Origin of the sequence: Mesonia sp. HuA40 (genome assembly GCF_008017835.1) — a bacterium.
In the GTDB taxonomy this organism is placed as follows: Bacteria; Bacteroidota; Bacteroidia; order Flavobacteriales; family Flavobacteriaceae; genus Mesonia.
In genome coordinates, this window is the sequence record NZ_VRLT01000003.1 from 1 (window position 1) to 19,367 (window position 19,367).

General features: G+C 34.3%; 19 protein-coding genes. All 19 read left to right on the plus strand.

Annotated elements, in window-relative coordinates; genetic code table 11:
- Positions 1 to 380: 380 nt before the first annotated feature.
- The 19 genes from wecC (at position 381) to FT993_RS00155 (ending at position 19,188) form a co-directional block, all read left to right on the plus strand.
- A complete protein-coding gene (gene wecC, locus FT993_RS00060) occupies positions 381 to 1,589 on the plus strand; it encodes a UDP-N-acetyl-D-mannosamine dehydrogenase (RefSeq protein ID WP_147860503.1) in 1,209 nt (402 codons plus the stop codon).
- A gap of 13 nt (positions 1,590 to 1,602) precedes the next feature.
- Positions 1,603 to 3,126 (plus strand): oligosaccharide flippase family protein, encoded by a 1,524-nt coding sequence (locus tag FT993_RS00065; protein ID WP_147860504.1) that lies wholly within the window; start codon positions 1,603 to 1,605, stop codon positions 3,124 to 3,126.
- A 2-nt stretch (positions 3,127 to 3,128) separates the two neighbouring features.
- Positions 3,129 to 3,872 carry a hypothetical protein gene (locus FT993_RS00070; protein WP_147860505.1) on the plus strand — a complete coding sequence of 248 codons (744 nt, stop codon included), beginning with the start codon at positions 3,129 to 3,131 and terminating at the stop codon, positions 3,870 to 3,872.
- 2 nt (positions 3,873 to 3,874) lie between these two features.
- Entirely contained in the window at positions 3,875 to 5,287 is a 1,413-nt protein-coding gene (locus tag FT993_RS00075; RefSeq protein ID WP_147860506.1) for a Coenzyme F420 hydrogenase/dehydrogenase, beta subunit C-terminal domain, read from the plus strand.
- Positions 5,280 to 6,377, plus strand: a complete 1,098-nt coding sequence (locus FT993_RS00080) for a polysaccharide pyruvyl transferase family protein (protein WP_147860507.1) — start codon at positions 5,280 to 5,282, stop codon at positions 6,375 to 6,377. The genes FT993_RS00075 and FT993_RS00080 overlap by 8 nt, the downstream gene beginning before the upstream one ends.
- A gap of 9 nt (positions 6,378 to 6,386) precedes the next feature.
- Positions 6,387 to 7,409, plus strand: a complete 1,023-nt coding sequence (locus FT993_RS00085; protein WP_147860508.1) for a glycosyltransferase family 2 protein — start codon at positions 6,387 to 6,389, stop codon at positions 7,407 to 7,409.
- Positions 7,406 to 7,933 carry an acyltransferase family protein gene (locus tag FT993_RS00090; protein WP_147860509.1) on the plus strand — a complete coding sequence of 176 codons (528 nt, stop codon included), beginning with the start codon at positions 7,406 to 7,408 and terminating at the stop codon, positions 7,931 to 7,933. Before FT993_RS00085 ends, FT993_RS00090 begins: the two co-directional genes overlap by 4 nt.
- Positions 7,934 to 8,791: 858 nt before the next feature.
- On the plus strand, positions 8,792 to 9,820 hold the full coding sequence (locus FT993_RS00100; protein WP_147860511.1) for an acyltransferase: 1,029 nt from the start codon (positions 8,792 to 8,794) through the stop codon (positions 9,818 to 9,820).
- The gene (locus FT993_RS00105; protein WP_147860512.1) at positions 9,817 to 10,914 is read left to right on the plus strand and encodes a glycosyltransferase family 4 protein; all 1,098 of its coding nucleotides are present in this window, start codon (positions 9,817 to 9,819) and stop codon (positions 10,912 to 10,914) included. The genes FT993_RS00100 and FT993_RS00105 overlap by 4 nt, the downstream gene beginning before the upstream one ends.
- Positions 10,911 to 12,020, plus strand: coding sequence for a glycosyltransferase (locus FT993_RS00110; RefSeq protein WP_147860513.1), 1,110 nt, complete (start codon positions 10,911 to 10,913; stop codon positions 12,018 to 12,020). The genes FT993_RS00105 and FT993_RS00110 overlap by 4 nt, the downstream gene beginning before the upstream one ends.
- A gap of 3 nt (positions 12,021 to 12,023) precedes the next feature.
- Positions 12,024 to 13,109, plus strand: coding sequence for an EpsG family protein (locus FT993_RS00115; protein WP_147860514.1), 1,086 nt, complete (start codon positions 12,024 to 12,026; stop codon positions 13,107 to 13,109).
- Positions 13,102 to 13,956 carry a glycosyltransferase family 2 protein gene (locus FT993_RS00120; protein WP_255504367.1) on the plus strand — a complete coding sequence of 285 codons (855 nt, stop codon included), beginning with the start codon at positions 13,102 to 13,104 and terminating at the stop codon, positions 13,954 to 13,956. The genes FT993_RS00115 and FT993_RS00120 overlap by 8 nt, the downstream gene beginning before the upstream one ends.
- The gene (locus tag FT993_RS00125; protein WP_147860515.1) at positions 13,943 to 15,127 is read left to right on the plus strand and encodes a glycosyltransferase family 4 protein; all 1,185 of its coding nucleotides are present in this window, start codon (positions 13,943 to 13,945) and stop codon (positions 15,125 to 15,127) included. Before FT993_RS00120 ends, FT993_RS00125 begins: the two co-directional genes overlap by 14 nt.
- Positions 15,128 to 15,336: 209 nt before the next feature.
- Positions 15,337 to 15,654, plus strand: coding sequence for a GIY-YIG nuclease family protein (locus tag FT993_RS00130; protein ID WP_147860516.1), 318 nt, complete (start codon positions 15,337 to 15,339; stop codon positions 15,652 to 15,654).
- 105 nt (positions 15,655 to 15,759) lie between these two features.
- The gene (locus FT993_RS00135) at positions 15,760 to 16,077 is read left to right on the plus strand and encodes a GIY-YIG nuclease family protein (protein ID WP_147860517.1); all 318 of its coding nucleotides are present in this window, start codon (positions 15,760 to 15,762) and stop codon (positions 16,075 to 16,077) included.
- Between the two features lie 122 nt (positions 16,078 to 16,199).
- Entirely contained in the window at positions 16,200 to 16,805 is a 606-nt protein-coding gene (locus FT993_RS00140; protein WP_147860518.1) for a sugar transferase, read from the plus strand.
- Between the two features lie 119 nt (positions 16,806 to 16,924).
- Positions 16,925 to 17,542: an acetyltransferase gene (locus FT993_RS00145; RefSeq protein WP_255504368.1), complete on the plus strand. Its 618-nt coding sequence runs from the start codon at positions 16,925 to 16,927 to the stop codon at positions 17,540 to 17,542.
- A complete protein-coding gene (locus FT993_RS00150) occupies positions 17,539 to 17,781 on the plus strand; it encodes a hypothetical protein (RefSeq protein WP_147860519.1) in 243 nt (80 codons plus the stop codon). The genes FT993_RS00145 and FT993_RS00150 overlap by 4 nt, the downstream gene beginning before the upstream one ends.
- A gap of 408 nt (positions 17,782 to 18,189) precedes the next feature.
- Positions 18,190 to 19,188 carry an IS110 family transposase gene (locus FT993_RS00155; protein ID WP_147860520.1) on the plus strand — a complete coding sequence of 333 codons (999 nt, stop codon included), beginning with the start codon at positions 18,190 to 18,192 and terminating at the stop codon, positions 19,186 to 19,188.
- Positions 19,189 to 19,367: the final 179 nt, after the last annotated feature.

The window sequence follows — 19,367 nt, forward strand, 5'->3', positions numbered from 1 at the left end:
GGGTGTAGTTTCATTCACTTCTCGATACAACCCAGCAAGTCCAACTACGGCATTAAAAATGCCTGTTGGCTAAGCTGACCCACTCGAAGTGATCCCGAAGGGTCGGGACTTCTGCGTAGCGAAGCAGCGAATACTCGGGACTCCCTAAAGGTCGCAGTATGTTCGTAGTAGTTTAATACCTGCCTTGTCACACCGAGTTTCGGATTTTTGGACGATAGAACAAAAATGCGAAGTATCGAGGAGCAGTTGAAAAGGAGTGAGTTTATTTTCAATTAAAAACCCAACCACTACCGTTAAACAGAAAAGCCAAAAAAACACTTTCGATTTCCTTTAAACCTACTATCTTAGCAGCCTGAAAATAAACCAAAGACACCCTATTTGTGAAACCTGCTGTAACCACAATCGGTTTGGGCTATATCGGCCTGCCTACCTCGGCTTTGATCGCTCAAAATCAAATCCCCGTATGGGGCGTGGATGTCAATCCAGAAGTAGTTGAAACCCTCAACCAAGGGAAAATACATATTGTAGAACCTAGCTTGCAAGAGGTGCTCGAACAGGCAGTACACAGCGGCTATTTTAAAGCTGGTACCCAAGCTCAAGCAGCCGATACCTACCTCGTAGTGGTGCCTACGCCTTTTAAAGGGAATCACGAACCCGATATCTCTTATGTAGAAGCGGCTACCCGTAGTATTATTCCGCTGCTTAAACCGGGCGACTTATATATCATCGAGTCCACCTCACCGGTGGGAACAACCGAAAAAATGCAGCAGCTCATCATCGCCGAGCGTCCCGAACTGGCGCAGAGCCTACATATCGCTTACTGTCCCGAGCGCGTACTGCCGGGCAATGTGATGCACGAGTTGGTACACAACGACCGTGTGATTGGTGGGGTAGATGAGGCAAGCACCCAAAAAGCCATTGCTTTTTATCGGCAATTTGTAAAAGGGGACTTGCATGCGACCAACGCACGTACGGCCGAAATGTGTAAACTCACCGAAAATGCTAGCCGCGATGTGCAAATCGCTTTTGCCAATGAGCTTTCGCTGATTTGCGATAAAGCCGATATCAACGTGTGGGAACTCATACAATTGGCCAATAAGCACCCTAGAGTGAATATCCTACAACCCGGTTGTGGGGTAGGCGGACACTGTATCGCGGTAGACCCGTATTTTATCACCTCCGAGTTTCCTATGGAATCGCAAATCATAGGCAAAGCCCGCGAGATCAACAACTATAAAAGCTTCTGGTGTGCCCAGCAAATCAAACAGGCCAAGCACGACTTTCAGCTAAAGCACGGGCGTCAACCGGCCATCGCTTTAATGGGACTGGCGTTTAAACCTAATATAGACGACCTACGCGAGTCACCGGCCAAGTACATCGTGCAAAAGGTATTACAAGAAGCCCAAGACGAAACCTACTTTATTGTAGAACCCAATATAAAAGACCACCAGGTATTTAAAATAACCGACTACCAAATGGCCGTCCAGCAAGCCGATATCGTCGCCCTACTGGTGGCACATCAAGAATTTAAAAACCTAAACCTAACCCCTCAACAAGTGGTATTGGACTTTTGTGGCGTGAGGGAGTAAGGAATTCTATAGGATGAGTCAATTAAAAATAGGGGCGTTACTTTCTTATGGAACTATATTTCTAACAAATGTAATAGGGATTGTTTTAACTCCGTTTATTGTTAGAGGTTTAGGTGATTCTGAATATGGGTTGTATACTTTAATTGGGGCTTTTATTGGGACCATGGCTGTATTAGATCTGGGTCTAAATAATACAATAGTACGATACGTTGCTAAGTATCGTGCAGAAGAGGATAAAGTGGGCGAGGCTAATTTTCTCGCGACAACAATGTATATCTATGGTGTTATCACCTTCATTCTTTTGGCAATTGGTATTGGAATTTATTTCAATCTTGAAAAAATTTTTGGAGATGCTTTGAGTTTGGTGGAGTTATATAAGGCCAAAGTCATGTTTATGATACTTTTATTCAATATTGCTGTTACTATTCCGGGAAACGCATTTGAAGCCATTTGTAACGGTTATGAACATTTCGTATACCCTAAGAAAATGCGAATGATTCGGTACTTAATTAGGTCTGCCGCAGTTGTGGGATTGCTCTATCTAAAAGGAGGCGCGATAGGATTAGTTGTCATAGATACTATAATGAATTTAACTATAATAGGTTCAAATGGATACTATGTGATCAAAAAATTGAATGTTCATTTTAAATTATCTTCATTTAACAAAAAACTAATTAAGGAAATATTTACGTATTCGTTTTGGATTTTTTTAATGGGTCTCGTTTATCAATTCCAATGGCGAACCGGGCAGTTTATTCTTGGTATAAAAACAGATACTGTAACAGTGGCAATCTTTGCAATAGGTGTGCTTCTAGGCACTTACTATGCGACATTTGCAACTACAATCACTAATTTGTTGATACCTAAAGCAATGAAGTTAGTTGTTGCGAATGCATCAGGTTTAGAAATCACGGAAATGGCAACTAAGATTGGAAGAGTGATATTGATTTTGCTATACCTTTTATTGGGAGGATTCGTGGTTTTTGGTAAAGAGTTTGTTGTGCTTTGGGTTGGTGAAACATATGTGAATTCTTGGGTAATCGCAGTTTTGATAATGGTTACTTTGACTAATAGTCTGACTTTGTCATTTATGACCTCTATATTGAAAGCAAAAAATCTTTATAAGTTTAAAAGTGTGATTTATATTTTATTTGTTGCTCTAGGACTTGGGTTAGGGTATTTCCTTATTGATAGATTTCAAGAAATAGGGATGATGTTAGGCCTCTGTGTGGGAGTTTTAACATCTCAAATAGTTTTAAATGTTTATTTTGTAAAAGTCCTAGATTTCAAGATTTGGAAATTTTACAAGGATACCTTCTTAAAAGGAAGTTTGTTTTTAATGGTATTTGTACTGTTAGGGTTTTATCTTAATATTTTTTTTCAAAATTACAATTGGCCCACTTTTATATTGAAAGCGGCTATATTTTCAATTTTATATGTTTTTGCTAATTATTTCTTTGTATTTAATAATTATGAAAAGCAATTAACGAATAAAGCATTAAATAAAATTATAGCTCTGAAAAATATAATTAAATAGATATGATTTGGATTGAATTTATGGGGCCTGCTGGTGTAGGGAAATCTTTTTGGTTCAAAAGATTGTTACAGGAAGATTTAGGTTTAAATCCAGATATTATTTTAGCGGAAAATTATTTGGCTAAATCAAAAACCAAATTATCTGATATAGTTTTTAACTTGGCCTATAGTTGTAATTTAAAAAAAGATTTTATAATTCAAAAAGTGTGTTCCCAAATTAAGACTAGCTATCGGGATGACTATAATGATTCAGATTTATTCCATATAGGAACTTTTATGGATGGTTTAAGTGTTTATGATTCTAATGCAATTAATAAATTGAGACTTTCTAATTTTTATTATTATAAGATAAGAGAGTTTAAAGTGTATGAAGGTTTATTTAAGAAAGATGACATTTTTCTGTCTGAAGATGGGATAATGCACCTTAATTTTGGTGACTTTTCTAGAGCGAATAAAAAGGTGAGACTTCCAGATGTGATAATCAATTTTGAGGCCTCCGATGATTTTATTTTAAAGAATAGATTGACAAGAATAAATTTAGGAAAGGGCAATTTAATCGAAAAGATGATGACGCCAATTGAATTAGAAACTTACATTAAAAATTACAATTTAATGTATAGGGAAAAGGTGAGTCGTATGAAAGCATTAAATATTAATGTAATAAACATTAAGGTTGAAGAAGTGAATAAAAATGATAATGTGGAAAAACTTCTTAAGAGTATAAGAAGCGCTAAAAAAATAAGATAATTTTGGAAAATTCGAAATTCTATAATACAGTTATTAAAGGGGATTATTGTATAGGTTGTGGTATTTGCGCAACGGTTGAAGATTCTCCTATAGAAATGGAATTGGATAATTATGGGAAAATTGTACCTAAAATCAAAGATATTTATTTTAATAAAAAGGTCGAAGCCAAAATCGAAGCTATATGTCCATTTTCTAATGAAGGGCCAAATGAGGATGAATTGGGTCAAGAGCTATTCGGTAAAACAAACAACTATGTTGATAAGCTAGGCTATATAAATTCAACATTTGCAGGTTACGTAAAAGAAAATAATTATAGAGAAAGTGGAAGTTCTGGTGGCTTTGGATCTTGGATTGTAAATTATTTGTTACAAGAAAATCATATTGATGCGGTAGTGCATATTGGATCTAGAAAACCAACAGAGAGCGATTCTAGAGTTTATGAATACAAAGTTTCAAGAACCAAAGAGGAAATTATGGAGGGTGCTAAATCTAAATATTACCCAATCGAAATGAGTGGTATTGTTAATCATATATCAGAAAATCCGGGTAATTATGTTTTAGTAGGTATTCCTTGTTTTGTGAAATCAATAAGGACCTTGGCCAGACACAACCCTATTATTAAAGACCGAGTTAAATTTACTGTAGGTCTGGTCTGTGGTCATCTAAAAAGTAAAGGTTTTGCAGAAATGCTCGGGTGGCAAGTAGGTATTAGTCCAGATCGCTTAACAGATATAGATTTTAGGACGAAACTAGATGGTTATGGAGCCAATCAATACGGGATAACTGCAACTGAAGAATTAAATAATAAGAAGCTATCAAAAATTTCCGGCCCTGTGAATGAGATGTATGGAACTAATTGGGGCTTAGGATTTTTTAAATATAAGGCTTGTGATTATTGTGATGATGTGACAGCGGAAACCGCAGATATAACTATCGGTGACGCATGGCTGCCACAATATGTTTCAGATTACCAAGGTACAAATATCATTATTGTAAGAAATCCAAAATTTCTTACCATTCTACAATCCGCTCAAGAAAAAGAGTTAATACATATCGAGTCATTAACGGCAGATGATGCAATTTTGTCACAAAGTTCAGGTTTATTCCATAGGAGAGAAGGGTTGGAGTATCGTTTGTTTAAAAAAGATCGTAAGGGAGATTGGAGGCCTAAGAAAAGAGTAGAACCACGTCGAGTGTTGCCTGAAAAAATAGAAAAAGTCCAAGATTTGAGAATGCTATTAGCAGAAAAAAGTCATATTGCTTTTTTAAATGCAAAAGAACAGGGAGATTTTAAGGTCTTCACGGAGCAGATGGGGCCTTTAGTTAATAGCTACTATAAATTATATAAAAAGTCTTTTCTTACAAGAGTAAAGCAAAAGTTAGGTAGGATTTTAAAAAATGGTTTAAATGGCTAAACAGAATAAAATAGGAATATTTACACTTCCTTTGAATAATTATAATTATGGTGGTATTCTTCAGGCTTATGCCTTACAGAAATATTTAGAATCTTTAAATTGTGAAGTTGAGCATATTAATAGACAATATAATGTCGAGCCTGTGGTTAGGTTTAAGTCGTTTATATATAATATGCTAAACTACAGTGCATATAGAACCACTAAAACTAAGCATAAAAATTTTGATATTTTTATTGAAAAGTATCTTAAAACAAGTCGAAATTTATATTCTTCTAATGACGTTTTAGCTTACTTAAAATCTAAAAAAATTGATGTGCTTTTAACAGGTAGCGATCAGGTTTGGAGGAGAGATTATGCTTCAAATATATATAAAGATCTTTACCTTGATTACGATTATGAAGCTAAGAAATTATCATATGCCGCATCTTTTGGAAAGGATAGCCTTGTTGAATTAGACGATGAAAACGAAATTCATAAATTTTTAATAAAATTCACAGCCATTTCTGTAAGGGAGAATTCAGCTGTAGAATTAATAGAGAAGCTTGGAATAAAGGATGTAATGCAACATGTAGATCCTACCATGTTATTGAATAAAACCGATTACTTAGAGTTAGTTGAAAAAAGTGGTGTACAACATTCAAATAAACAAGAACCATATGTTTTGAGTTATATTTTAGATAGCTCGAAAACAAAAGATACCATTCTTAAGGATTTAGCTCATTCAAAGAAATTAAAAGTAATCCAAAATGGAAAAGGTGCAAGTGAAAATTTAGAAAGCTATATAAGTATAGAGGAGTGGATAAGTCGTTTCTCAAATGCTGAATTAATTATAACGGATTCATTTCACGGCTGTGTGTTTTCTATTTTGTTTAATATACCATTTGTTGCATTAGGAAACCAAGAACGAGGATTGAGTAGGTTTAACTCATTATTAGAACTTTTCGATATAAAGGACAGATTAGTGTTAGGTGAAAATATTCAAGATATCAAAGCTATAGCATCTCAACCCATGAATTTTGAAAAGGTAAATGAGAAATTAACAGTAGAACGCGAACGAGCAAAGGATTATTTCACTCAAGCTTTATTTTAAAATTATAGAATGAGTCTAGTATCTATTGTTATACCGATTTATAATGCGGAAGAATTTCTAGAGAAATGCTTGAATTCTATTTTAGAACAAAGTTTTAGAGAGTGGGAACTCATTCTTATTAATGACGGTTCTACAGATCGTAGCTTAGAAATTTGCAAAGCCTACCAAGCTAAGGATACAAGATTTCAAGTTTTTTCACAGCCTAACGCTGGTCCTTCGGCAGCGAGAAACCTAGGTGTCGAAAAATCTAAAACGGAGTATATAGCCTTTGTAGATGCAGACGATTGGTTAGATGAAAACTATTTAAAATTTTTAATAGAGCCATTGTTAAGTGATTCCAAAATAGATATGGTTATATGCGATTATATCGAGCTTTCAAAATATAATCCAAATGGGAATTACCTTCACCATTTGCCAGAAAACTTGAGAAATAGAAAAATTTCTTCTTTCGACTATGCCAATTTCCTTTTTACTGGTGTGAATGGGGTTTTGTGGGGGAAAATATTTAAAAATTCCATAATTAGAAACAATAATTTAAAGCTAGATAGCCGTATTAGACTATCTGAAGACTTAATCTTTATATTAGAGTATTTAATCTATACGAATTATATTTTTTCTATAAGTGATAATTTATATTTCTATAATCGTTTACAGGAAAATAATCTATCTGGCTTGTTAAAAATGAGTCATATAAATGATTTAAAATTGACCAACGAGGCGATTATGAAATTGGCACCATCTCTAAATATTAATACAGAGCATATCATCAAGATGCGAACAGCTGAACTGTTAAAAAAACTATCCTATGACACAGTGCTATCAAAAGGAATATGGAGTTCATCAAAAAAAGAATTGAAACAAATAAGTATATTAACTAATAGATTCAATGATTTGCCGATAGGAAATAAAAAAGATGAAATTCATGTATTTTTACTTCGAAATAAACAATTCCTATTAGATAGAGTTTTTGTAAATGCGTTTGAGAGTCTTAACCTAGTTAGGCTAATGATTAAAAAAAACATATTAAAATGACAAAATATTTAAGTCAAAAATTGACTTTCTTTTCCTTTTGGCTTATCGTGGTGGTTGTTCTATTGCATTCCGTTTCAATGGATACTAACTCCTCAGAATTAACTTTCTTTAAGTACCTGGAATATTTGTTGTCCCTGCAGTTAGCTCAACTAGCGGTGCCTTGTTTTTTTATGATTTCTGGTTATCTTTTTTTTATTAAATTAAAAAAAGATGAGGTATGGACATTAAATAATTATGGTTTAAAGTTAAAAAAAAGAGTAAATACGCTTTTAGTTCCTTATATATTATGGTGCTTAATTTGGTTTGGAATAATTTATCTATTACAAACATTACCTGTTACGAAAACCTTTTTTAATCAGCCATTATATTCACTATCTACGAAAGAGTTTATTTACAATCTTATTGTATATCCATTAAATTACCCATTCTGGTTTTTAAGAGAATTAATGCTTTATGTTATAATTACTCCTATCATTTATATTTTAATTCGAAAATTTAATCTGCTTATTTTTTTTATTATTTAGATTCTCATTTATAAATGAAAGCCTATTTACGTTGGGAGGTATCAAAGTCCTTAATGTTTAACCATTGCTATTCTATACTGTTGGTTGTCATTTGAGCATAAAACAAATAAATATTGAAAAACGATTGAAATTGCATATAGTACTTATCTCCGTAGTCATATGATGGATGTTGAACAACATTTTTATTTATTTTGATTGTTATCAACCTCATAAGTTTTTACTGGCACAATTAACATCTTTTACAAATCTATTAGGTTGTATGGCTAGGTGGTTTGGTTATGATTTTTTAAGTAAATTTTTAAACAGCCATTACAAGTTTTTTAAATTCAGTTTCTTTATTTTCGCATTGCATGGAATACCTGTAGTTTTTCTCAAAAAAATAATTGAGAAATTAGATGTAGATAGTGCCTTGTATAATTTTATACAGTATCTGTCCACTTTTATTTTCATGATATTATTATTTATAATAGATGGTGTACTCGTGAAAAACTTAGTTCCAATAACTTATAATGTTCTTACAGGGAGGAGATAGTTTTATTTATAAAAGAAAATTAGAGATTATGAGTTTAAAACAATTCAGGTACGACATTGGGTTTTTAAGAGCAATAGCGGTAGTTAGAATTTTGTTTTATCATTTTAAAGTTCCTTTTTTCAATGGAGGTTTTTTAGGGGTAGATGTATTTTTTGTGTTTCGATTATTAAAGACCCCGATAATATTAAATGATTTCACCCGCAATTATAATATTAAATGACAAAGTTCTGCCATATAAGGTAGAAAAAAATCACTATAGTTAGATGGGAAGAGATCAAGTTGTAAAATCTTTCATTATTCCAGAATTATTAAAGTCATTATTTTAAATGGGAATCTCTGTCCAAAAATCCCACCAGCTAAAATCTATTGCAATATTGATGATGCTGTGTTTGCATCTTTTCAATAGAGATTTTAAAGATCTCTTTCAGCCCTTGATATTTATAGGCAGCCAACCCTTAAGTTATTATATCTCTTTATTTTCAGATGCTTGTGTGCCTATTTTTGCATTTGTATCTGGTTATGGCTTGTATTATAGCTTTCAAAATAATAAAAATATATATTTTTATAAAAACGTAAATAGAGCAAAGAAGTTGTATTTAAGGTACTGGATTGTACTATTATTATTTGCTGTAATATTGGGTTGGTTACTGGGGAAAGATGGATATCCCGGAAATTTTTTGAAGTTTTTTGTCAACTTTACTGGTTTAAGGGGTAGTTATAATGGTGCATGGTGGTTTTTTACTATTTATATTTTTTTTGTATTTACCTCTAAGTTTTGGTTTAGAATACTTGATAAGATAAATCCTTATATATACTTAAGTCTATTATTTGTTTTGTATGTTGTTGCATTTTATTTTAGGGTATATAATAATGAAATTTTTAAAAATCCTTTGCTTCATTATATTCATGCGCAAGCGGCTTTATATTTTTGCACTCTGTTTCAGTTTTTATTAGGTAGTTTTGCTTTGAAATATCAATGGCATAAAAAGGTTTCAAAATTTTTTAATAAAATTAAATGGCCGAATTTATTTGCGATAATAGGTATAATAACCCTAATTGTATTTCATGGTTTAATACCAAACTTTATTATCGCACCCTTTACAGCATTAGGATTTATTTTTCTTTTTCTTCAAATGGAATTAGGTAAAACAGTCGAAAAAATGCTGAATTTTTTTACGGTTCATTCTACTAATTTGTGGCTGATTCATATGTTTATTTATAGCACATTTTTTAAAAAGCTGATTTATGCACCGCAAAATCCTATGTTGATTTTTGTATGGTTAATTTTGTGGTGTGTTTTAGCTTCATATATCGTTAATACAATTTATAGTCGGAGCCAAAAAATAGTTTTATGAAAATTTTATATATAACTAATGGAATTAATGATGCAGGTGGCTTAGAACGCGTACTTTCTATAAAATCATCTTACCTTGCTGAACATTTTAATTACGATATTACTATACTGTCGTTAAATAACAACCACCTCAATCCTTTTTATAAGTTCTCGGATAAGATAAATATGATAAGTATTCCTGTTGAAGGGAATGTGGTTAAATATATACTTTCCTATAAGGATGGAGTTAAATCAATAATAGGTAAAATACAGCCTGACTTGATTTCAGTTTGTGATGATGGTTTGAAAGGATTTCTCATACCAATTTTTTTAAATTTAAAGGTGCCTATAATTTATGAGCGGCACGCATCGGTAAACCTCAACTTTAATCGGGGTGATTATAACCTACTTGGGCAGTTTAAAAATAAACTGCAATATTTTATCATGCAACGAGCGGCCAAGAAATTTGATAGGTTTGTGGTTTTAACAAATGGTAATTTAAAGGAATGGAGAAGCACCAACTTATTGGTAATTCCTAATCCCTTATCATTTCTGCCCAAACAAATGGCAAGACTTCAAAACAAGGAAGTAATTGCAGTAGGAAGCCATAGTTATAATAAAGGCTATGATTTATTATTGTTAGCCTGGAAAAAAGTGCTCCAAAACCAGCCAGACTGGAGTCTAAATATTTATGGTAAAATAGATGAAAATAGAACCTTTTTAACCCAAGCCGAAAATTTGGGTTTAGAAGAAGCGGTTAATTTTATTCCGCCGGTTAAAGAAATTCAAACTAAATATATAGAATCCTCAATTATGGTCCTTCCTTCTCGCTCAGAAGGTTTTGGTATGGTTTTAATTGAAGCTATGGCCTGTGGGGTGCCTTGTGTTAGTTTTGATTGTCCAGAAGGACCTGCAGATATAATTGAAAATGGCAAAGATGGTTATTTAGTGGAAAACGGAAATATTGAAAAGTTGGCATCTCACATTTTGAAATTGATTGAAGATGAAAACCTAAGAGTAGAAATGGGAGCAAAAGCAAGAGAAAATGTAAAAAGGTTTCTTCCAGAAGTTATCGTCAAACAGTGGGATGAATTATTTAAAAGTTTGGTGCATTGAAAATATTATATCTTAATAATCAATTTTACCTTCATGGGGGTATTGAGAAAATTTTGAGTCAAAAAGTCAATTATCTCATTGAGGAATATCAATACAAAGTGATCTTATGTACAAGCGAACATAAGAATCAATCTTATGTTTACCCTTTAAATAAAAGTGTAAATCATATTGATTTAGAAATAAATTACAATCGTTCAAAAAGTTACTTTCATCCCATTAACTTATTGAAGGCTTTTAAACATTTTATAAGGTTAAAACGAACAATTAAAAAGCTAAAACCAAATATTATTATATCCGTTAACTTCACTCCAGAACAATATTTTTTACCGTTTATTGAAAAAGGAACACCGAAAGTAAAAGAGTTTCATTCTTCTGGGGTGACTTTAAAATCAACCAATAATTTGGCAGGAAAACTAAAGTACCAATTATTTAAGTTATTCGATAAATATGATAGTGTAGTAGTATTAAACAAGGATGAAAAAAAATACTATCCCTTTAAAAAAATAGAGGTAATCCCTAATTTTATAAAGATACCAACTCAAAATAAGTCATTAAATAAAGAAAAAACTATTATTGCCGCAGGGCGTTTATCACCAGTCAAACAATTTGACCATTTGATAAAAGCCTGGCACATGATAGCAGATGAATTTCCAGATTGGCAAGTCAAAATTTTTGGTGATGGTGATGACGAAATTAAAGATGATTTGCAGGGATTGATTGGAGAATTAAAAGTTCCCAACATTAAGCTTATGGGGTCAACAACACAATTAAAGGAAGAAATGGAGAAAGCATCAATTTATGCGATGACATCGGCTACAGAATGCTTTCCGATGGTGTTATTGGAAGCGCAGGCGGCACAATTAGCCATTATCTCTTATGATTGCCCTAATGGACCTAGAAATATTATTAAAGAAAATAGAAATGGAGTTTTATTACCCTTAAATTCAATTGAATTATTTGCACATAAGTTATCAGAAATGATCTCTTCCAATGAGTATAGAAGGCAATTGGCAATAAATGGGGAAGTTGACGTGCTAAGATTAGAAATTAAGGAAATTATGCCTAAGTGGACTGGATTATTTAATAGATTAACTCATAAGATTTAAAAAATGATAGAAAGAGAATCTTTTTACTTACTTTATAATCTTAGCTATTTCTTGTTGGCATTATTTGTAATTTTTCTTTCATTAAAATTTTATTTTAAAGGTGTAAACAGTGGCTTAAGTTTTAATAGCAATTTCTTATTTAATCTTTTCTCACTACTCTTTATATTTCTTATAGGTTTACGGGCATATAATGTCGGCACTGATACAATTAATTATTATCGTTATTGGAGTAATTATAGTAATTTTGAATTTGAATCCGATTACCTATTTTATTTTTTGCTTAATTTAATTAATAGGCTTGGTTTTGGTTTTCAAACATTTCTTATCACCATAACTTTGCTCTATTTCTCCTTTATTATCAGGGGGTTAAAAATTCTATCTAAAAACTTCTATTTGACTAGATTATTCTTGCTATTTGTTTTTTTATCTTTCTTTTTTAGTCTTACCACATCAATTAATGTAATACGTCAAGGATTGTCTCTTGCGATACTGTTTTATTCCTTTATTGCTTATAAAAACCTTAAAATTAATAAAAAGGTTTTCTTCTTTTATTTGTTAATGGCGAGTTTTACTCATATAACAGCTCTAATACCTACTTTAATGTTCTTTATTGCAAATAGATATCACACTACTTCACCGCTCCGTTTAGTGCCATTATATTTTTTGGGTATAATAATGGCTTTTAATAATATTGGTTTGCTGAACGTAGCGCCTTTTTTGGAAAATATTTTGCAAAACGATAAAAGGGCAGTATACTTGGATGTTGATTTTGAGTTATACGAAGTTGGCTTTAAACCACAGTTTGTTTTTTTTAATACTATTTTTTTAGGAATATTTTTTTTGATAAGAAAAAGATTAAATAACACTAAGAATTATAATATATTTTTGAATTATTATATTCTGAGTAGTTTTATTTTTTTTATGGCTTTCCAAATGGCTTTTTCGGATCGCTGGGGATTGTTTAGTTGGTTTTTTATACCCGTTTTACTGACACCCATATTTGTTGAGTTACAAAAGTTTTATAAGTATTTAATGCCATTATCTATATTCTTATTTTTAATTTTTATTTATTTTAACGTTTATGATTAACTCGCAAAATGTCATTGTAACAATTGGTATTCCATTCTACAATTCACAAGATTTCTTAGAAGAAGCTATTTTATCAGTTATTGAACAGTCGTTTACGAATTGGCAGTTAATTTTAATAGACGATGGTTCTACAGATAACTCTTTATCAATTGCCAAGAATTATGAGAAGCAAGATTTTAGGATAAAAGTCGTAAGTGATGGTGTAAACAAAGGGTTAGCGTACAGACTGAATGAGATTGCTCAGTTAACCACAACGCAGTTTTTGGTTAGGATGGATGCAGATGACATAATGCATCCAATAAAAATAGAAAAACAGCTTGAGCTTTTAAGAGGTAATGATTTTATCGATGTTTTAGGTACTAACACTTATACCTTAGATCAAGAAGGAATGGTTAGTGGTATAAGGTATGCCATACAATCTGAAAAAGACACTTTAGTTAAAGTTGCAAGTTTTGTACATCCTACAATAATGGCTAGGACTAAGTGGTTTTTAGACAATCCCTATGATAATAACGCTATTCGTATGGAAGATGCAGAGCTTTGGTACAGAACTAAAGGTAAATATAATTTTTATATGCAGACAACACCGTTGTTTTTCTATAGGGAATTTGGGTCGGGATATTATATGAAATACTGGAAAAGTCTGGAAGGTAGAAATTATATCTTAAAGAAATATAACAATGCTTTCTTTTGGCTTAAATACTACTTTAAAGTATTCTTTAAAATGTTAGTATATAGAGTATTTGGTCTATTAGGTTGGGAACAGTATCTATTAAATAAAAGAAACGATATTGTTTTTAAAACTAAAAAACAAAACTTTAAATCATACTTAGATGCCCAAACATAAACTCATCCGCATCACCACCGTGCCTTTGTCACTCGAGAAACTATTAGAGGGGCAGCTAGAATATATGCAACAGTATTATGAAGTGACGGGCATTTCGGCAGATTGTGAAAAATTGGAGGAGTTGGGTAGAGCCAGGCACTATAATACCTTTCCCGTTGAGATGACAAGGCAGATCACTCCTTGGCAAGATGTAAAAGCCTTATGGCGCTTATATAACTACTTGAAGCAAGAAAAACCTACTATCGTACATACCCATACGCCCAAAGCGGGCATTGTGGGGATGCTGGCAGCAAAATTGGCGGGAGTGCCTATACGTTTGCATACTGTCGCTGGCTTACCCTTAATGGAAGCCACCGGTATAAAACGCAAAATACTCAATGCGGTAGAACGCGTTACCTACGCCTGTGCCACTAAAGTTTACCCCAACTCGGTAGGTTTGCAAAAATTCATTTTAAAGCAAGGTTTTACCCACAAGAATAAATTAAAAATCATCGGGCAAGGAAGTTCAAACGGCATAGATACCTCCCATTTTGATCCAAAGATTTATGATGAAAGCATCATAGTTGAATTAAGAAAAGAACTCGGTATTACAAGTGAAGATTTCGTTTTCATTTTTGTCGGTCGCTTAGTTTCCGACAAGGGCATAAATGAGTTAGTCCAAGCTTTTCAAAATTTAAAATTGAAGGGCGGTATTTCAGGACAAAATGCTAAATTGTTGCTAGTGGGTCCTTTAGAAACAGAGCTTGACCCTTTACACGAGGAAACGCTTGAAGCAATAGCATCCAATGCCGCTATTATTTCGGTGGGCTACCAAGAAGATGTACGCCCCTATTTGGCGGTGAGTGACGCCCTGGCTTTTCCCAGTTACCGCGAGGGCTTCCCCAATGTAGTGATGCAAGCTGGCGCCATGGGCTTACCGGCTATTGTAAGCGATATCAACGGATGCAATGAAATCATTATCCCCAATAAAAACGGAATCATCATTCCCCCAAAAAACACCGAAGCTTTGCAAGATGCCATGCAGGAATTAATGCATAACCAGAATTTGTACCAACAATTAAAAAGCAACGCCCGCAATTTAATCACCACCCGCTATGAACGCCAAAAAGTCTGGGAAGCTTTATTGGAAGAGTATCGAGGGTTGGGAGTTAGTGAACCAGTAGACCAGTAGACCGGTGAACCAGTAGACCGGTGAATCAGTGAACCAGTAGACTAGTGAACCAGTAGACTAGTGAACCGGTAGACTAGTGAACCAGTAGACTAGTAGACCAGTAAACCAGTAAACCAATAAATATGAAAACACATAAAGATTTAAAGGTTTGGAAAATAAAAAAGACTTGTCATGCTGAACTTGTTTCAGCATCTAAATAAAATAGATTTATGCCCCAACGAACATACCACAATTATACAGTATATATTTTAACAAATAAACCTAAGGGTGTATTGTATATCGGTGTAACTGGAGGAATAGATGATAGAATGGAACGTCATTTAGAAGGCAAGGCTAGTCAGTTTACTTCGAAATATAAACTAAAGCGCTTAGTGTATGTTGAAGAATTTCAATATATTGAAGATGCTATAGCCAGAGAAAAAAAACTAAAAAACTGGCATCGACAATGGAAAATAAACTTAATAGAGCAAGATAATCCTGAATGGAAAGATTTATATAAACCTTTGGGCTCAGACCTAGACCCTTGAATGAGACCCTGAAATAAATTCAGGGTGACAACTAGTTTATTTTGTCATCCTGAACCAATCCCTTGTCATGCTGAATTTATTTCAGCATCTAAATAAAATAGATTTATGCCCCAACGAACATACCACAATTATACGGTATATATTTTAACAAATAAACCTAAGGGTGTATTGTATATCGGTGTAACTGGAGGAATAGATGATAGAATGGAACGTCATTTAGTAGGCAAGGCTAGTCAGTTTACTTCGAAATATAAACTAAAGCGCTTAGTGTATGTTGAAGAATTTCAATATATTGAAGATGCTATAGCCAGAGAAAAAAAACTAAAAAACTGGCACCGGCAATGGAAGATTAATTTAATAGAGCAAGATAATCCTGAATGGAAAGATTTATATAAACCTTTGGGCTCAGACCTAGACCCTTGAATGAGACCCTGAAATAAATTCAGGGTGACAACTAGTTTATTTTGTCATCCTGAACCAATCCCTTGTCATGCTGAATTTATTTCAGCATCTTGCATGTCAACCATTCACCAGTCACTAAATTAATGTACAAATCAACTATTAAACCCACCCTCGATTTCCTTGCAGCCCTAATCGGCTTGCTATTGCTCAGTCCAATTTTCCTGCTCGTTATGATAGCGCTTGCATTCGCTAACAGCGGTAAACCTTTCTTTTTTCAGAAACGCCCTGGGAAAAAAGAGCGTATTTTTACCATTGTGAAGTTCAAAACCATGAACGATAAAAAAGATGCACAAGGACGTTTGCTTCCCGATGCACAACGCCTCACTGCCGTAGGGCGCTTAGTGCGTAAAACCTCTTTAGATGAAATACCGCAGCTGCTTAACGTACTCAAAGGCGATATGAGTTTTGTAGGTCCGCGGCCTTTATTACCCGAGTACCTGCCCTTATATAATGAAACCCAGCGCAAGCGACACCATGTAAAACCAGGCATCACCGGTTGGGCACAGGTAAACGGCAGAAATGCCATATCTTGGGAACAGAAGTTCGATTATGATGTGTGGTACGTAAAGAATCAAAGTTTGATATTGGACCTTAAAATACTCTTCTTAACCGCCAAAAAAGTGGTAGTGTCAGAAGGCATCAGCCAAGAAGGTCAGGCTACAGCCGAAGCCTTTAAGGGGAATAAGTAAAACTACGCGCGTATTAATAGCAAAACAAAAGAATTGAGATTACCATAATGATAAGAAAATTCTACGGGGTTTTGATAGCTTAAAATCTTTCTCTAATTTCGTTTAAAATCCATTTCCATTTGAAAAAGATAAGTATTTACGGAGCCAGCGGCCACAGCAAGGTGATTTTAGATCTGCTTTATGCGCAACAGCAGGGTCAATTGGGGTATTTACTGGATGATAATACAAGCATCACTACTCATATGGGATTCCCTGTACATAGCCCAAGCCCCCAACGCTTAAAGGCGCATCCGCTTATTTTAGGAATCGGAGATAATGAAACCCGCAGACGATTGAGTAAGGCTTTAGCAGTTGATTATGCGGTAGCGCTTATACATCCCAGTGCCATTTGCTCTCCCAGTTGCCAAATAGCGGAAGGCACGGTAGTGATGCCCGCTGCGGTGATCAATGCCGATACGCATATCGGTCGGCACGCTATCATCAATACCGCTGCGGTGATCGAACACGACTGTCGTTTAGGCGACTTTGTTCATGTTTCACCCAATGCGGCTTTGGCCGGAGGTGTTGAGGTAGGTTCTGGAACGCATATCGGTATAGGGGCGCAGGTGATACAAGGCATTAGCATCGGCAAAAACTGCCGTATTGGAGCCGGAACCGTGATCATTAAAGACGTACCCGATGGAGTAACCCTGGTGGGCAACCCAGGCCGTATCATTAAAAAAGACCACTCTTCATGAAAAACTTTTTATTCCTTTTACTATTTCTCGTCAGCGCCCTAAGTCCGAGTTTTTCTGCGGTCAGTTTACCGGCAAAAGTAGAGCGCATACAACCTATTACTGAAGTGGTTTACATCACCAATACCGGTAAGAAATACCACAAAACCGGTTGTAGGTATTTAAAAAGCAGTAAGATTAAAACCACTAAAGCTGAAGCTAAAGCAGCGGGTTATACGGCTTGTAAGGTTTGCAAGCCTTAAAATTTGAGTTTTTTAATCCTTTACTTTTTTAGTTCTAATTAAACCACTTCTCGATACAACCCAGCAAGTCCAACTACGGCATTAAAAATGCCTGTTGGCTAGGCTGGCCCACTCGAAGTGACACCGAAGTGTCCTTTAGGTTTGCAATACATAAATTTACTTATCTTAAAAAGGATGATAATGATAATGAAAATTTCTTTTTTTACTTCTTTTTTTCTTTGTTGATAAGTCTAGATTTGTTGATAAACAAAAAAAGAACGGGGTGAACTTCCGAAGTGTCTAGGCTAATGGCCTTAGTCCCGTATTAGTCCCCGTTCTTTATTAACCCGGTTGCAAGGACCAAATAGAATTTTAGCAATTTACCTAGTAAAGGTGTTAGTCAAAGCAACCATTTAAAACCTCTAAATTATGGAAACAAAAGAAACTATCGGTATCGATGTCAGTAAAAAAACACTCGATGTGCATATCCATAACAAAAAAATGCACCGTGTTTTTGAGAACTGCCCAAAAGACATTGCAAAGATGATTAAGTGGGCGCTGAAGAACACGGACTTTGATAGAGAAGAAATGATATTTACCTTTGAACATACTGGACTTTATTCACTCCAATTATCGGCCACATTGTCGGAACTTGGCATGAGGTATGTAGCAATCCCAGGTCTGGAAATAAAAAGGTCTTTGGGGCTTTCGCGCGGAAAGGACGATAAAGTTGATGCCGCGAAAATAGCCTTGTATGCCTATCGATTGCGGGAGGAACTTGAGTCCTGCCAATTGCCGTCAGAAGATCTGCAATCGCTTAAACGCCTTCTTTCATTAAGGGATCGTTTGGTCAAACAAAGAGCTGGTTATAAAGCCTCATTGAAAGAGGAAAAACGCGTCCTAAAGCAAAAGGACAACAAAATACTGCTGAAAGCACAAGAGGAAATGATCGGTCACTTCTCTAAAAAAATAAAAAAAGTCGAGAGGGAAATGGACAGGATTATCAAAGAAAACCGGGAGCTCGATAAAATATATGGTTTGGTCACAAGCATCAAAGGTGTTGGTCCACAGACAGCTTTGTATATGATCGCTTATACACAGGGCTTTACCAAATTTGAAAATTGGAGGAAATTCGCATCTTACTGTGGGACTGCCCCTTTTCCCAATTCTTCTGGAACAAGCATTAGGGGCAAAACAAAAGTAAGTCACTTGGCCAATAAAAAAATAAAGAGCTTGCTGGACCAATGTTCCAAAACAGCCCTGCAGCACAATCCTGAAATTAGGCAGTATTACCGGCGAAGGGTCGATGAACAGGGAAAAAATGAAATGAGTACAATCAATGTGATCAGGAACAAATTACTAGCTAGGATTTTTGCAGTTGTAAAACGGAGAACGCCATATGTTGATACCTTGAAATATGCAGCTTAAAAATGTTGAAAATTTTAACTAAAAAACTTTTTTAAACCATAGAATACGGGACTGCTAATGGCCGCACTAAGTACTAGTATTTTAAAACCTACCTTGTCATGTCGATTTCTATGACAAATCCAAGCTATTTTTATAATAAGTTTGATTTTTAATAAGAGCCAAAGCTATGTGTAAAAGTT

Coding starts and splice junctions, on each gene's coding strand:
- FT993_RS00065 (WP_147860504.1), top strand. CDS start 1,603: ATGAGTCAATTAAAAATAGGGGCGTTACTTTCTTATGGAACTATATTT.
- FT993_RS00070 (WP_147860505.1), top strand. CDS start 3,129: ATGATTTGGATTGAATTTATGGGGCCTGCTGGTGTAGGGAAATCTTTT.
- FT993_RS00080 (WP_147860507.1), top strand. CDS start 5,280: ATGGCTAAACAGAATAAAATAGGAATATTTACACTTCCTTTGAATAAT.
- FT993_RS00085 (WP_147860508.1), top strand. CDS start 6,387: ATGAGTCTAGTATCTATTGTTATACCGATTTATAATGCGGAAGAATTT.
- FT993_RS00090 (WP_147860509.1), top strand. CDS start 7,406: ATGACAAAATATTTAAGTCAAAAATTGACTTTCTTTTCCTTTTGGCTT.
- FT993_RS00100 (WP_147860511.1), top strand. CDS start 8,792: ATGGGAATCTCTGTCCAAAAATCCCACCAGCTAAAATCTATTGCAATA.
- FT993_RS00105 (WP_147860512.1), top strand. CDS start 9,817: ATGAAAATTTTATATATAACTAATGGAATTAATGATGCAGGTGGCTTA.
- FT993_RS00115 (WP_147860514.1), top strand. CDS start 12,024: ATGATAGAAAGAGAATCTTTTTACTTACTTTATAATCTTAGCTATTTC.
- FT993_RS00120 (WP_255504367.1), top strand. CDS start 13,102: ATGATTAACTCGCAAAATGTCATTGTAACAATTGGTATTCCATTCTAC.
- FT993_RS00125 (WP_147860515.1), top strand. CDS start 13,943: ATGCCCAAACATAAACTCATCCGCATCACCACCGTGCCTTTGTCACTC.
- FT993_RS00130 (WP_147860516.1), top strand. CDS start 15,337: ATGCCCCAACGAACATACCACAATTATACAGTATATATTTTAACAAAT.
- FT993_RS00135 (WP_147860517.1), top strand. CDS start 15,760: ATGCCCCAACGAACATACCACAATTATACGGTATATATTTTAACAAAT.
- FT993_RS00140 (WP_147860518.1), top strand. CDS start 16,200: ATGTACAAATCAACTATTAAACCCACCCTCGATTTCCTTGCAGCCCTA.
- FT993_RS00150 (WP_147860519.1), top strand. CDS start 17,539: ATGAAAAACTTTTTATTCCTTTTACTATTTCTCGTCAGCGCCCTAAGT.
- FT993_RS00155 (WP_147860520.1), top strand. CDS start 18,190: ATGGAAACAAAAGAAACTATCGGTATCGATGTCAGTAAAAAAACACTC.